Origin of the sequence: Streptomyces sp. NPDC041068, assembly GCF_040647455.1 — a bacterium.
Lineage (GTDB): Bacteria > Actinomycetota > Actinomycetes > Streptomycetales > Streptomycetaceae > Streptomyces.
This window is the reverse complement of sequence record NZ_JBEZCG010000016.1, coordinates 41,712-55,332: the sequence shown is the minus strand read 5'-3', so window position 1 is coordinate 55,332 and position 13,621 is coordinate 41,712. Positions and strand designations below refer to the sequence as shown.

At 69.8% G+C, this 13,621-nt stretch carries 12 protein-coding genes; 9 read left to right on the top strand and 3 right to left on the bottom strand.

Going from position 1 to position 13,621, the window contains the following annotated elements; translation table 11 throughout:
* Nucleotide 1 precedes the first annotated feature (1 nt).
* Nucleotides 2-1,174 carry a hypothetical protein gene (locus tag AB0B50_RS32385; protein ID WP_362339368.1) on the top strand — a complete coding sequence of 391 codons (1,173 nt, stop codon included), beginning with the start codon at nucleotides 2-4 and terminating at the stop codon, nucleotides 1,172-1,174.
* 54 nt (nucleotides 1,175-1,228) lie between these two features.
* Entirely contained in the window at nucleotides 1,229-2,542 is a 1,314-nt protein-coding gene (locus tag AB0B50_RS32380; protein WP_362339367.1) for an extracellular solute-binding protein, read from the top strand.
* A 37-nt stretch (nucleotides 2,543-2,579) separates the two neighbouring features.
* On the opposite strand, the gene AB0B50_RS32375 is transcribed toward AB0B50_RS32380, so the two are convergent.
* Nucleotides 2,580-4,439, bottom strand: coding sequence for an MFS transporter (locus tag AB0B50_RS32375; RefSeq protein ID WP_362339366.1), 1,860 nt, complete (start codon nucleotides 4,437-4,439; stop codon nucleotides 2,580-2,582).
* Between the two features lie 534 nt (nucleotides 4,440-4,973).
* On the opposite strand from AB0B50_RS32375, the gene AB0B50_RS32370 reads away from it, so the two are divergent.
* The 4 genes from AB0B50_RS32370 to AB0B50_RS32355 all read left to right on the top strand — a co-directional run bounded on the left by AB0B50_RS32370 (nucleotide 4,974) and on the right by AB0B50_RS32355 (nucleotide 8,750).
* Complete coding sequence (locus AB0B50_RS32370) at nucleotides 4,974-7,181, top strand: glycoside hydrolase domain-containing protein (protein ID WP_362339365.1); 2,208 nt, start codon at nucleotides 4,974-4,976, stop codon at nucleotides 7,179-7,181.
* Between the two features lie 29 nt (nucleotides 7,182-7,210).
* Entirely contained in the window at nucleotides 7,211-7,531 is a 321-nt protein-coding gene (locus AB0B50_RS32365; RefSeq protein WP_362339364.1) for a hypothetical protein, read from the top strand.
* Between the two features lie 61 nt (nucleotides 7,532-7,592).
* Entirely contained in the window at nucleotides 7,593-8,300 is a 708-nt protein-coding gene (locus AB0B50_RS32360) for a twin-arginine translocation signal domain-containing protein (protein ID WP_362339534.1), read from the top strand.
* A 99-nt stretch (nucleotides 8,301-8,399) separates the two neighbouring features.
* Nucleotides 8,400-8,750 carry a LuxR C-terminal-related transcriptional regulator gene (locus tag AB0B50_RS32355; RefSeq protein WP_362339363.1) on the top strand — a complete coding sequence of 117 codons (351 nt, stop codon included), beginning with the start codon at nucleotides 8,400-8,402 and terminating at the stop codon, nucleotides 8,748-8,750.
* Here the strand turns inward: AB0B50_RS32355 and AB0B50_RS32350 are convergent.
* Complete coding sequence (locus AB0B50_RS32350) at nucleotides 8,656-9,564, bottom strand: hypothetical protein (RefSeq protein ID WP_362339362.1); 909 nt, start codon at nucleotides 9,562-9,564, stop codon at nucleotides 8,656-8,658. The two genes, AB0B50_RS32355 and AB0B50_RS32350, sit on opposite strands and share 95 nt — an antisense overlap.
* 100 nt (nucleotides 9,565-9,664) lie before the next feature.
* Nucleotides 9,665-10,102: a hypothetical protein gene (locus AB0B50_RS32345; protein WP_362339361.1), complete on the bottom strand. Its 438-nt coding sequence runs from the start codon at nucleotides 10,100-10,102 to the stop codon at nucleotides 9,665-9,667.
* Between the two features lie 222 nt (nucleotides 10,103-10,324).
* On the opposite strand from AB0B50_RS32345, the gene AB0B50_RS32340 reads away from it, so the two are divergent.
* The 3 genes from AB0B50_RS32340 to AB0B50_RS32330 are packed head-to-tail and all read left to right on the top strand — an operon-like array spanning nucleotide 10,325 to nucleotide 13,553.
* Complete coding sequence (locus AB0B50_RS32340) at nucleotides 10,325-11,548, top strand: efflux RND transporter periplasmic adaptor subunit (RefSeq protein ID WP_362339360.1); 1,224 nt, start codon at nucleotides 10,325-10,327, stop codon at nucleotides 11,546-11,548.
* A 44-nt stretch (nucleotides 11,549-11,592) separates the two neighbouring features.
* Complete coding sequence (locus AB0B50_RS32335; protein ID WP_362339533.1) at nucleotides 11,593-12,321, top strand: ABC transporter ATP-binding protein; 729 nt, start codon at nucleotides 11,593-11,595, stop codon at nucleotides 12,319-12,321.
* Complete coding sequence (locus AB0B50_RS32330) at nucleotides 12,312-13,553, top strand: ABC transporter permease (RefSeq protein ID WP_362339359.1); 1,242 nt, start codon at nucleotides 12,312-12,314, stop codon at nucleotides 13,551-13,553. Before AB0B50_RS32335 ends, AB0B50_RS32330 begins: the two co-directional genes overlap by 10 nt.
* The last annotated feature ends 68 nt before the right edge of the window (nucleotides 13,554-13,621 follow it).

Sequence of the window (13,621 nt, the reverse complement as noted above, 5' to 3'; positions counted from 1 at the left end):
GATGACCACCCTGCGGAGTGCCTTCCGGACGGTCGTCGCCGACGCGCTGCGTGCGCTGTGGTCTCACCTCTGGCCCGCCCCGCTCTCCGAACGGCCGCGCAACCGCCGCTACTTGCGGGAGCGGATGATCGCGCTGCCGTTGCTCGCCGTCGTCGCCGCCGCTTCGTTCGGGTGGGCGTACGCGCAGGTGCGCGGGGACTCGGCGGCGCTGCGGGACAGCTTCGGGCCCGCGCTCGGGGACCTCGCCGACGCCGAGATGTCGCTGCGCATCGCCGACCGCGAGGCCGAGGAGAGCCTTCGCGCCGGGGAGGCCGTCCAGCTCAGCGGCCTCAGCAAGCGCTACCGCACACGCACCACGCGGGCCACGCAGAGCCTCAACCAGGTGGCCCGCAGCGGCGCCCTGACCACCGCGGAGCGCCAGGAGCTCGACGTGGTCTCCGGCCTCGTCGCCGACTACGGCACCTGGATCTCCTTCGCCCAGAACAACGTCGGCGACACGGCCCTGCGGAACGCCGGACTCTCGTACGCCCGCAGCATGCTCTGCTCGACCCCGGGCCCCGCGAAGAAGGACGACAAGGACGGCTATCCGCCCTGCGAGGCCGCCGCAGGCTCCGCCTCCGACGCGACCGCCGTCGTGGACCGCATCTCGACGCTGGAGAGCAGACTGCGCGGCAGGCTCGCGGACCGGGCGGCGCTCGGCGGCGGTGTGATCGCCGCGTCCGCCGTCGCCGCGGTCGCCCTCGCGCTCCTCGTGTCCGGCCTCTGGCGCACCCAGTTCTTCGTGCACCACCGTCTGCATCTGCGCGTCAGCGTCCCGCTGCTGATCGCCGCGCTGCCGCTGCTCGCCGTGCCGTTCCTGACGGCCGACGCCGTGCTCGCCCACCGTGCGCAGCAGCGGGTGGTGACGACGGCGGGCGACCTGACCGGCAGGACGTCGCCGGGCATCGAGTCGACCGTCGACGAGGAGCCCTTCGGCCCTCGGAACCCCCTGCTGATCAGCGCCCTGGAGGAGGACATCACCACCGACCTGGACGCGGGCCGCCTCTCCTCGCTCGACGGGGTCACGCCCTGGGTCGCGCCGGTGGGCGTGCTCGCCGCGGCCCTGATGGGCGCCACGCTCCACGGCTACCGCCGCGAGTACGTCCTCATCTCCCGTTCCGGAGCCGCCGTATGAGCCGCCGCACGAGCTGCCGTATGAGCCGCCGCACGAGCTGCGTATGAGCTGCGTATGAGCTGCCGCAGGGGCCACCGCATCAAGGGCCGCACCGCCGCTCTGCGCGCCTTCCTCGCCGCCTGCCTGCTCGCCGTCACCGCCGTCACCGCGGGCGCCTGCGCGGGCGAGCGGCCCGACACGCTCGTCGTCCTCGGCCCCTGGACAGGACCCGAGGGCGCGGCGTTCGAGTCGATGCTGCGCGAGCTCGACGACGGCACCGGCAGGACGTACTCCTACCAGGGCACCCGCTCCCTGCGCGAGACGCTCGTCGCCCAGGTGGAGGCGGGCGACCCGCCGGACGTGGCGATCCTCAACAGCGTCGGCGAACTCACCGAGTACGCCCGCGCGGGCCTCCTCAAGCCCCTGGGCGAGACCGCCGCCGCCCGCGCCTACCCGCCCTGGGCCCTCTCCCTCAAGATCGACGGCCTGCGCCGCACGTACTGGGTGCCGCTGAAGGTCGACCTCAAGAGCCTGGTGTGGAGCAGGGAGGGGAAGTCGGCCGCCGCCCCCGAGTGGTGCGTGGGGCTCGCCTCGCAGGCCACGTCCGGCTGGCCGGGCACCGACTGGATCGAGGACATCCTCCTCCACCAGGCGGGCCCCGAGACCTACACGGAGTGGGCCACCGGGTGGCTCAGCTGGCAGGACCCGCGGGTCCGCAAGGCGTGGACGACCTGGGCCGACCTCCTGGGCGAGCGCTCCAAGGCGTCCGTCGACCAGTCCCTGACCATGTCGTACGTGGGCACACCCGACCCGGCGAAGCCCGGCGGCACCCCGCGCGGACTGCTCGGCTCCGTGAAGCCCCGCTGCACGCACGAGCACCAGAGCGCCTTCATCCGCTACGTGTACGCGGGCCAGCGGGTCCGCGTCGACCCGTCGGCGGGCTTCCTCGGCGGCAGCCCCGCGCACGACGGCGCCTACGAGGTGGCGGGCGACATGGCCGCCGCTTTCAGCGAGGACCCGGCGGCACGCACCCTGGTCGAGCGGCTGTCGGGCAGGACGGCCCGCGCGCTGTGGCGGGCCGAGGCGAAGGAGGAGCTGCGGCCCTTCTTCCCCGACAGGGCCGACCCCCAGCCGACCGACCCGACGGGGCGGCGCATCGCAAAGATCCTCACCGAGAAGGCGCACACGCTCTGCTTCGACGCCTCGGACGTGATGCCGCCCGGCCTGCGCGACGCGTTCCACCGCGCCGTCCTGCAGTACTTCAAGGACCCGACGGGCAAGCGGCTCGACACGCTCCTGGAGCAGCTGGACACCGTGCGCGACCACGCCACGGCGGACGCGTCCGAGCGGCTGCCCCGCTCCGGGATCTGCGCGCCGCCGGGCGGCTGAGCCATCCGGCGGCTGAGCCATCCGGCGGGGACCGGCCTCAGCGGACCAGCTCCTCCGGGCAGGCCGTGCCGCGCGGCAGCTGGTAGGGCGCGCCGAGCCGGTAGGTGCCTGCCTTCGGGGCGTGCAGCTCGGTCCACTTGTCGCCGGCCCGGTCCTCGCGGGCCTCCACCAGACAGCCGTTGACGTTGGCGAACTTCTTGGGGCGCTTCTCGTTCAGCTCCCGCTGCCGCTTGGACGCCTCGGTCTCCTTGGGCCGCTCCACACCCTTGCCGTTCGCGTCGACGATGCTCAGCCACGGCGAGTACGGGATGCGGATCAGGATGCGGCCCGGCTTCGTCACGCGGATCGTCATCTCGCCCTGCTCGGCGCGCTCCACCACGGCGTTCGGCTCGGCGAGCGGCTTGGGGTCGGTGACCTCGTACAGCTGCCAGTTCGAGTCGACCCACACCTGCTTCAGATACGGCAGGCCGTCCTCGACGAGCTGCGCCTCGCGCTTGCCGCCGTCGCCGTCGGGCTCGCCCTTGGGCAGCACGACGTAATGCACGGACCAGCGCTGCAGCCACTCGTGGTAGTTCGCGGAGTTCAGGGTGTCGTCGTAGAAGAGCGGGTTGCGCTCCATGTCCGCCTGCCGGTTCCAGCCGCGGGCCAGCTGGACGTACGGGGCGAGGGCGGACGCCTCGCGGTGGCTGCGGGCGGGGACGACCTCGACGCGGCCCTTCTCGGCGCCGACCTCCTGCAGTTCGTTGACCAGCGGGGCCAGCTCACGCGTCCAGGAGGCCTGGGGCGTGGTGTGCACGATGTCGTCGCCGGTCTTGAAGCCGACCCAGCCGACGAAGGTGGCGATGCCGAGGACGATCGCGTACCACTTGCGGGACTTCGGCACGGCGTACGGCAGCGCGGCGAGCAGCACGACGGCCGCGAAGGACATCGCGAGGCGCGTGATGTTGGAGCCGATCTGCGAGTTGACGATCCACACGCCGAGGACGAACGCCCCGTACACGGCGCTGGTGATCCGGACCGTCTTCCATTCCTTGGGTACGAGGAAGTAGACGAGGACGGCGAACAGCAGCGGCAGCGACGCCGAGCCGAAGGACATCGGCTGCGTGCCGGAGAACGGGAAGAGCCAGGCGGAGAGCCCCACGACGATGGACGGCGCGATGCCCAGCGCGTACGCGCCCGGGTAGCGCTTGCTCAGGAACAGCGCGACGGCGACGAGCCCGACGAAGAGCCCCGCCACCGGGCTGCCCATCGTCGCGAGCGCCGCGAACGGCGCGGCGACCAGGGCCTTCGCCCACCGCTTGTAGCGCCAGCGGTAAGGCCAGCAGAAGACGGCGGCGACCGCCGCGAGCGCGAACATCTGGCCGAGGCCATAGGTCACGCGGCCCGATATGGCGTTGCACACCAGCGCGAAGACGCCCGCGGCGACGGGCCACAGCAGCCCCTTCACGGCACGGCTGCGCATCAGGATCAGCGTGATCAGCCCGGCCGAGACCGTGCCGGCGATCATCATCGTCGTCCGCACGCCGAGCACCGACATCAGATACGGCGAGACGATGCTGTACGACACCGGGTGCATGCCGCCGTACCAGGCGAGGTTGTACGCCGAGTCGGGGTGGCGGCCGACGAACTCGGCCCAGGCGTCCTGCGCCGCGAGGTCGCCGCCGCTGTTGGCGAACGTGAAGAACCAGATGACGTGCAGCACCGCGGCGACCGCGGTGGTGATCGTCACCGGATGGCGCAGGAAGCGCCTCGTCCAGGGGTCGGTGGGCTCGGTGGGCTCGGGTGTGCGGCGCTGTGCCGGCAGCTTTATTCGCGCACCGGTACCGCTGTTGTCACCGCCGCCCGTACGCGTGTCGGGCTCGGCGTCGTCGGCGCGCGTCGGCTCCGCTGTGGCCACTGGTGGCTCTCCCCGTGTCGTCCTGTCCCCGGGGTCGAGCCGTCGGGGGGTTCGTCCCGGAACACCCCGTCCTCGGCCCCGGCGTACTGCCCCCGAGCTTGTGACGCTAGCACGCACGAGCGGAGGGGCGCCCCGGGGGCAGCCGTCCCCACGACGTTTGAAGTGATCACAAGGTTGCCCACGATTTCCGTACCGCATTGATCACGACTGCACACCGAAGCCTCTTCATAGTCCGCAAATCAGGATACTTCACCTCATATCTAGCTTGACTGGATATGAATCAAGCCTTGAAGATGATGATCATTCGCCGGGCCGCGCCATCGCTCCGACTGGCGGCAGTCAGAGGGGGACTCTTCAACTGCCGCGGATGGCATGCCGGTTGGCGGTTCGTGGTCCGCTTCGACGCGCGACACACACCTCATCAACAGCAAGCGCAGCCACGGCTGCCCCCAACGCCACCACATACGCCTTCCACGGGGCAGCCCGGGCGGCAGGAGCCTGCCCCGCCTCGCCCCGGAGGGCAGGAGGAGACCCATGGCCGACGAGATGGTGAAGCGTGCCCAGAGGTTCGTGAACACGACCTACAACAACGGCGCGACGCTCGGCATATCCAAACTGGCGGAGAACGGGAAGACCGGCTGGCCCACGATGTACGCCCTGACCAGGGCGCTCCAGTACGAGATGGGCATCAAGGCCCTGTCGAACGCCTTCGGGCCGACCACACTGGCCACGATCGCCGAGAAGTACGGCAAGCTGGACGAGAAGACCATCCCGTCCGCCAATTTCTGCCGCATCATCCAGGCCGCCCTGTACTGCAAGGGCTACGACGGCGGCGACATCGACGGCAAGTACAACGACCGGGTCAAGGCGTCCGTCGCCAAGCTGCACAAGAACATGGGCGTGGACGGCACGTATCCGGGCAGCTCCCTGTGGCCGAAGGTGGTCAAGGGTCTGTTCAACATGGACGCCTATGTCACCATCAGCGGCGGCTCGGACACCATCCGGACCATCCAGCAGTGGCTGAACGGCAAGTACATCCTGCGCAAGGACTACTACGCCATCCCCTGCGACGGCCACCATTCCCGAGACGTCGCCAAGTCGATGCTGCTCGCGATCCAGTACGAGCTGGGCATGGCCGACGGCGTCGCCAACGGCGCCTTCGGCCCCGGCACCCGGTCCGGCCTCAAGTCCCACACGCTCTCGGTCGGCTCCACCGGCGTCTGGGCGAAGCTGTTCACCGGGGCGATGATCCTCAACAAGCGCAAGGTCTCCTTCGGGAACTTCACTCCCGAGGTGAAGACCGGCGTGGAGAAGTTCCAGTCCTTCAGCAAGCTCAAGGTCACCGGCCTCGGCGACTTCCAGACCTGGGCCTCGCTGCTCGTCTCGTACGGCGATCAGTCCCGCAAGGGCACGGCCTGCGACGGCGTCACCATGATCACTCCGGCGCGCGCGGCGGCGCTGAAGAGCGCCGGGTACAAGTACGTCGGCCGGTACCTGTACAACCCGGATCCCAATCCGAGCGGAGACCTGAAGGAGAAGCAGATCCAGCCCGGCGAGCTGGCCACCATCAAGAAGGCCGGGCTGCGCTGCTTCCCGATCTTCCAGACGTGGAGCCGGTCGGCGGACTACTTCAGCTACAACCAGGGCACCGGGGACGCGTTCCGCGCGATCGAGTGGGCCCGGGTCCACGGGTTCAAGCCGGGCACCATCATCTACTTCGCGGTCGACTACGACGCCATGGACGGCGAGGTCACCGAGTACGTCATTCCGCACTTCCGCGGGGTGATGCGGACGATCGGCGAGAACTCCGGGTACGGCGTGGGCGTCTACGGTCCGCGCAACGTGTGCCAGCGCGTCGCGGACGCCGGATACTCCGCGACGAGTTTCGTCTCCGACATGTCCAGCGGATTCTCCGGCAACCTCGGCTACCCGCTGCCGACCAACTGGGCCTTCGACCAGATCGCCACCATCAGCGTCGGCTCGGGCGACGGCAAGATCGAGATCGACAACAACATCGCGTCCGGCCGTGACACGGGTCAGGGCGACTTCGACGCCGGCACCTCGCTCAGCGGCGCGGACAGGGACCTGGACAAGAAGGCCTACCGGGACGCGATGCTGAAGGACGTCCAGAACTACCTGACGTCGATCGGTGTCCCCGAGACCGGCGGCGACGAGTGGAACGACAAGGACTGGGCCACCCTGGGCGGCGTCTCCACCACCAAGGCGTTCGACATGGTGCTCAGCGCGGACTGGCTGTTCACCTCGCTGGCGCGACAGCTCAAGCTCCGCAAGGCCCTCATCCAGGCGCCGGTGCTGTGGGAGCTGCGGAAGCTGAACCCGGGGGACGCCGCCGCCGACGAGCTGGTCAAGAAGGGCGTGAAGGACGACTCCAGCACCGGCTGGGGGCAGATCTTCGCCTGGGTGACGATCGCGGCCCGCAACTACTGCATGCAGCAGAAGATCATCAATGGCGCGCCGCTCACCAGCGCCGACACCCGAGCGGTGTGGAAGAAGCTCAACGAGGACGAGACGTACAACATCCGCTCGGTCGCCTACCTGACGATCTACAACGCCCACCAGCTCGGCATCGCCCGCCCGAGCCTGACCACCAGCCCGGCCGACACTCAGGCCCTGCTGGCCCGCTACAACGGGACCGGTGCCGACGCCAAGCAGTACGGCCGTGAACTGATGGGCCTGTACAAGGTGTTGGAGAACTACAACGCCCTGTCGCGCGGCAAGTAACAACCGTCACGAACGGAGAGTGGGAACGGATGACAAGGCACTGGTCGGCGCCGCTCCTGGTGAACGTACTGCTCGGTGTCCCCGGAGTCGTACCGATCTGGCTGCTGTGGTACTTCGCGTCGAACTGGCCGCTGGCCGAACTCGGCCTGACCGCACGGGAACCGACGGAGAACGACGGCATGCTGGGCTGGCTGCTGATCATCATCCCCGTCGTCGGGCTGTACGGCCTGCTCTGGTGGCTGGCCAACAGGCCCCTCCGGCGCAGGACCACGCTCGCTCCGCGCCTGTACTGGCCGCTCAGCGTCCTGGCCACACTCCTGCCGACGCTCGTCCTCATCATCACCCTCTGAACTCTCCGACTGAAACTCTCCGAGACTCTCCGAGAAAGGAACAGAAGACGTGCAGCACGACATGCGGGACGGCATCTCACGACGGAACGTGGTGAAGCGCGCCGGCGTCATCACGGCCGCCGTCGCCGTGGGGTCTTTCGCACCGGGCGTGGCCACGGCGTCGCCCGCGCGGAAGTCCCCCGCGCAGAACCGGAAGGCAGCGCCTCCCGAAGCGCCCACGTCCGCGAACGGCTGGCCCCTGGAGGAGGAGGCGAACCACATCTCCACGGTGTGGACCCGCCCTGTCCCCGGCACCGGCCTCGACGTCGACGTCAGGATCGGTGACGCGGAGCTGATCCTGCTCCACGTCATCCGGCGCTTCCATTACGAGGTCGAACAGCTCCCCCGGGTCGACCTGACCGGCTGGCGCCCGATCGGCGACCTGAACAAGGACCTGCCCGAGTCGAACCTCGCCTCCGGCACCGCGGTGCGCATCCGCCCGGGCGCCGCCGCGAAGGGCGGGCTCTTCCCGCTCCAGGAACTGGTGGTGCGCGACATTCTCGCCGACTGCCGGGGCGTGGTCCGCTGGGGTGGCGACGACAGCCCGGTCGACGAGTCGCTCTTCTACCTCGACCGCGGCCCGGACGACGAACTGGTGCGCCAGGTCGCCGACAAGTTGCGCATCGGAGAGGCGACCCCGGGCGAGGGGGCCGGCGCGGAGGTGGACGTGATGGCCACGTCGCGACGCGAGCAGGCGGACCAGCTGGCCCGACAGCACCGCAATCGCTGAACCGCACGACCGGAGGCGACGGCCACCGCGACCACCAACAGGACGCGGTGGCCGTGCGGTCCACGGCAGCCGGAACGACATCACCGCAGAGGCAATCGCATGACCCCACCCGAAAGCTCACGTCCCGCACGTGCGGCGACGGAGAGCTGCAACGGACAGGAGCTGTTGATCGTGCAGCTGCTCTACAGCGGGCTGGACGACGCGGCCATCGGCCGACGGCTGGGGATGAGCCATCGCACGGTGCAGCGACGCGTCCATACGCTGATGCTCCGTCTGGAAGTCCCTGGACGAGTCGCTCTGGGCGCCAGGGCCCAGCAGCTCGGCTGGCTGGAGCCGCCTCGGGCGCGGCCGCGGCCTAACGGGACGCTTCGAGCACCTGCTGCGCCTTGCGCACCACATCAGCGCTCTGCAGCCGCACCTCGTTCAGCGGGTCCGCCTTCTCCTCGATGAGCAGCTTCTGCCAACGCGCCTCCTGCTCGTACCAGACCCTGTTGACCTGGTACTTCTCGCGGCAGTCGAGGTCTGTGCGGGCCACCGCGAGTTCCTTGTCGCTGATGTCCCGCCCGGCGAAGGCCGCGTCGTCATTGGCGTACATAGGCGTTCGGTAGTCATAGCCCTGCTTCTTCATGCAGGCCGACCACGACTGGAATGCCTTTCGTACGTCGGGCTCCCGCTGAGCCCTGCCGTACGCGTCGTTGGCCATCGCCTCGGCCGGCTCGGTGAAGCTCGTGTCGGTGGCGCCCTCGCCCAGCTTCACCGAGACCTCCCGCGCGCAGCCGCCGGGCCCATGGCCTTCGACCGACGCTTCGCTCTTTCCGTACAGCGCCGTGCGCTCGGCCTGCGAGAGTTCCCTCTTGAGGTCCGTGGCCTGGGCCGTGGCCTTCTCGTGCGCCTCGAGCAGTTCCGGGTCAGGGTGGTATCCCCACCGCTCGACATCGTCGCGTTCCCAGATCCCATACCGTCCGTCGGTCAACGACTGGCCGCCGATCTCGGGGAGTTCGGGCGACTGGTCGTACGAGAACCCCTGCTTTCCCATGCAGTCCTTCAGCAGCGCGGCACGCGCCTGGGTGATCGCCTGCTCCTCTTTCCTGGTCGGCAGATACGCCTCCACGGGAAGTGCCCACGCCCCGTCGGCGGCCCCGTCGCCCGCCGATTCACCTGATGTGCCGCCGCCCGCGCAGCCGGACACCACGGCCACCGACAGCGCACAGGCCGCCCACCGCACCGCAAGGCCACGCGGCCTGCCGTTCTTGCCGCCAGTCATGCCCTCAAACCTCTGCTTCGCCGTTCTCGCTCTGACTCAGAACACGGTGGGGCGGCGGCCCTGCGCCGCCCCACCGCCTCACCGGGCTGCGCCGGCCGGATCAGCTATGCCACTTGAAGGAAGCGTTCTGGTTGTAGGTGTTCTTCAAGTTCTTCTTCGTGTTCGGGCGGAGGGTGTCGGAAGCGCCCTTCCACCAGCTGTTGAAATAGACCGTGGCCTTGTAAGTACCGCTCTTGTTCTGGGCAGAGGCCGCGTTGTTCTTCACCGGCTTCCCCGAACCACTCTTGTACGGGGCACGCGTGTCGTCGCAGTAGCGCCACGGGCCGAGGTAGTCGGCGCCCCGGTCGAAGTTGCCCTCGGAGTAACCGAAGTACCGGTAAGCACCGGTCTGATTCGAGTTGTAGCGCAGGGCGAAGTCCCACCCGGCGTTGCATGCCTTCGCGCCCACGTTCTTGTCCGTCGCTGATGCCGGTGTACCGACGGCGACCACGAGGCAGGCGCCGGAGAGCGCCACCGCAGCTCCGCGAAGCTTCATCATCTTCTTCTTCCTTAGGTCCGAAACGGCTGATTCAAGACCAAATTGATCTACCGGCTCCCAAGTCGCCATCACAACCTCAAACAGCCCTCATGACGCATTTACGACAACAGCGCCCGCGAGTTGTGCGCTATGCCTGAAATGTTCGCTCGCGAGGCGAGGCGCTCCGGATAGCTTGAGCCGGAATTGGCCCTGGGCCGCACGGCAAGCCGGAAGGAAAGAAGCATGACGACCGAGCGGGCGACGGCCCTGGGCAGGCGGCGCCGTACGGTGGTGATCCTGGTCGCCGGAGCGGTCATCCTGACCGGCACGGGAGCGGCGGCGGGCCGGCTCATCAAGTCACCGCAGCAGGCCGCCGCCGAGGCCGGTCCTCCCGAACCTGACGTGCTGACCGCACCCGTGGAGCGGCGCGTCCTGAAGGACACCGTGGTGACCCGCGGTCTCGTCCGGGCCCAGCAGACCCTCGACATCAGCACGTCCGGCACGGGCGGAGGCGAAGCCTCCCGGTCCATCGTCACCCGCGTGAAGGTCAAGCAGGACGACAAGGTGGCGCCGGGCCACGTCCTCGTCGAGGTCTCCGGGCGCCCCGTCTTCGTGCTCCGCGGCAGCCTCCCCGCCTACCGTGACCTGCGGCCGGGCATGCATGGCGACGATGTCGCGCAACTGCAGAAGGCCCTGGCCGACACGGGTTTCGGTACCGGAGGCGACGCCCCGGGCCGGTTCGGATCCGGTACCGCGCGGGCCGTCGAACGCCTCTACGCGTCGCTCGGCTACGACCCGTCACAAGGCGGGGAGAAGGCTGAAGGCACCGCCGGCGGATCGTCCGTGAGCCCTGTCGTCCCGGTCTCCGAACTGGTCTACGTACCTTCCTTCCCCGCCCGCGTCGAGACCGTGACCGCACGGGCGGGGCAGGAACCGGGAGAGAAGCTGGTGACACTCAGCACCGGCGACCTGACGGTACGCGGCACCCTCAGGCCCGACGAGAAGAACCTGGTGCGCGCGGGCCAACAGGTCGAGATCTCCTCCGAGACCACCGGCACGACGGCGAGCGGCACGGTCAAGTCGGTCGCCCGCGAACTGTCCGAAGGCGCGCAGAACGGCGGACAGGACGCGCCCGACTCCCGCGCCGGGTACGCGGTCACCGTCACCCCCGACAAGCCGCTCCACCCCGAGCTGGCGGGGCAGGACGTGCGCCTGACCGTGGAAGCGGCGGCGTCCGACGGAAAGGTGCTGGTGGTGCCCCTCTCGGCGGTCACCTCCGGTGCCGACGCCAAGTCGGTCGTCACGGTGTGCACTTCGGACGGCGGGCAGCGACGCGTACCAGTGCGCACCGGCATATCCGGTGACGGCTACGTCGAAGTCGCACCGACCGGAAGCGGGAAGCTGAGGCAGGGCGACGCCGTCTCCGTCGGTGTCGAGTCCGCTGCCCGTACCGGGCGTGCCCGGTGACCCCTCACGTGCCCGCTCCCAGCACCACTGCCCCCGTACTGGAAATGCGCGGGGCCGCGCTCACCTACCCCGGCCCGCCTCCCGTGCGGGCGCTGAAGCCCTGCCACATCCGCGTCCACCCCGGCGAGTACGTCACCGTCACGGGCCCCTCCGGGTCCGGCAAGTCCACCTTCCTCAACATCGCCGGGCTCCTTGACACACCCACCCAGGGCACCTGCCTGCTCGACGGCACCGACACCACGACCCTTTCCGAACGAGATCGCACCGCTCTGCGCGGCGGCCGTATCGGTTTCGTCTTCCAGTCCTTCCATCTCGTCCCGCACCGCAGCGCTGTGGAGAACGTGATGCTGGGAATGCTCTACAACCCCGCCGTGGCCCGGCACGAGCGCACCTCGCTGGCCCGCGACGCCCTGGTGCGCGTAGGCCTCGGCCACCGCCTCGACGCGGTCCCCACTCGGCTCTCGGGCGGGGAGCGCCAGCGTGTCGCCATCGCCCGGGCATTGGCCGCCGCTCCCTCGCTCCTGCTGTGCGACGAGCCCACGGGAAACCTCGACACGGCGACCGCGGCCGCTGTCCTCGACCTCCTCGACTCCCTGCACCAAGACGGCATGACACTCGTCGTCATCACCCACGACCGCGCGGTCGCCGACCGTGGCGACCGCAGGCTGCACATCAAGGACGGCGAGGTCACCGACGTACAGCGCCGGAGTCCGAACGGCATCCGAGCGGTCTCTGGGGCAGCGGAACCGAAGGGAGCGACACCGTGCGCCTGATCCGCCGGGCGCGGGCCCACCGCACCCGCACCCACCTCGGCCCTCGGGACCTGTCGGCAGAAGCCCTGGCCGGCGTGGTGCAGCGGCCGGGACGCTCCACGCTCACCGCGCTGGGCACGGTGCTCGGCGTGGGCACCCTGGTCACGGTGCTCGGGCTGACGGCCACGGCCTCGTCGCAGATCGACGCCCGCTTCAACCGGCTCACCGCGACCGAAGTGACGGTCAAGGACACCGGCGGCACGGACTCCGACACCGTCGCCAACGCCTTTCCCGCCGATGCCGACTCCCGGATCGAACGGCTCAACGGCAGTCGCCACGCGGGCGTCTACTGGACCGTGGGACTCGGCAGGAACAACCTGGTCGGCGCATCGCCCGACCCCGGCGCCGAACGGGAGCGGGCCACGACCGTGGCCGCCTCCCCCGGTGTCCTGCGGGCGGCCGGGGCGCAGATGCGCCACGGGCGCGTCCTCGACCGCTTCCACGAGCGACGCCACGAGCGCGTCGCTGTCATCGGCAGCGCCCTCGCCTCCCGCCTCGGCATCACCACCCTGCGCGGCAACCCGGCGGTCTTCATCGACGACGCCCCGTTCACCGTCATCGGCATCGTCGAGGACGTGGATCGCAAGCCCGACCTGCTGATGTCCGTCGTGGTGCCCCGGAGCACGGCGGAGGCGATCTGGGGCGAGCCCGAACCGGGCGAACGTGCCCGGATGCTCATCTCCACCCGGCTCGGCGCGGCACAGCAACTGGCCACACAGGCCGCGACGGCGCTCGACCCCGCTCATCCCGAGCGCTTCACGGCCGTGCCGCCGCCCGATCCGCGAACGCTGCGCACCACGGTGACCGGCGACCTGGAGCAGCTCTTTCTGCTGCTCGCGGGGGTGTGCCTGGTCATCGGCGCGGTCGGCATCGCCAACACCACGCTCGTCGCCGTCATGGAACGGACCGGGGAGATCGGGCTCCGCCGCGCGCTGGGCGCCCGGCGCCACCACATCACCCTCCAGTTCCTCACGGAATCCGGCTTCCTGGGCGCGCTCGGCGGCGTCGCGGGAACCGCTGCTGGCACCGTCGCGGTGGTCGCGGTCGCATACGTCCGCGAGTGGACCCCCGTCATTCACCCCGCGGTGTTGGTCGCAGCCCCGGTGACCGGCCTGGTGACCGGGCTGCTCGCCGGCCTCTATCCGGCGTGGCGGGCCAGCCGCGTGCCGCCCGCGGAGGCACTGCGTCGGTAAGAGGCACCGAAAAAAGTCTGTGCCCCCCTGAGGGGGCACAGACTCAAGGTTCGGGCCTCGACAGCCCG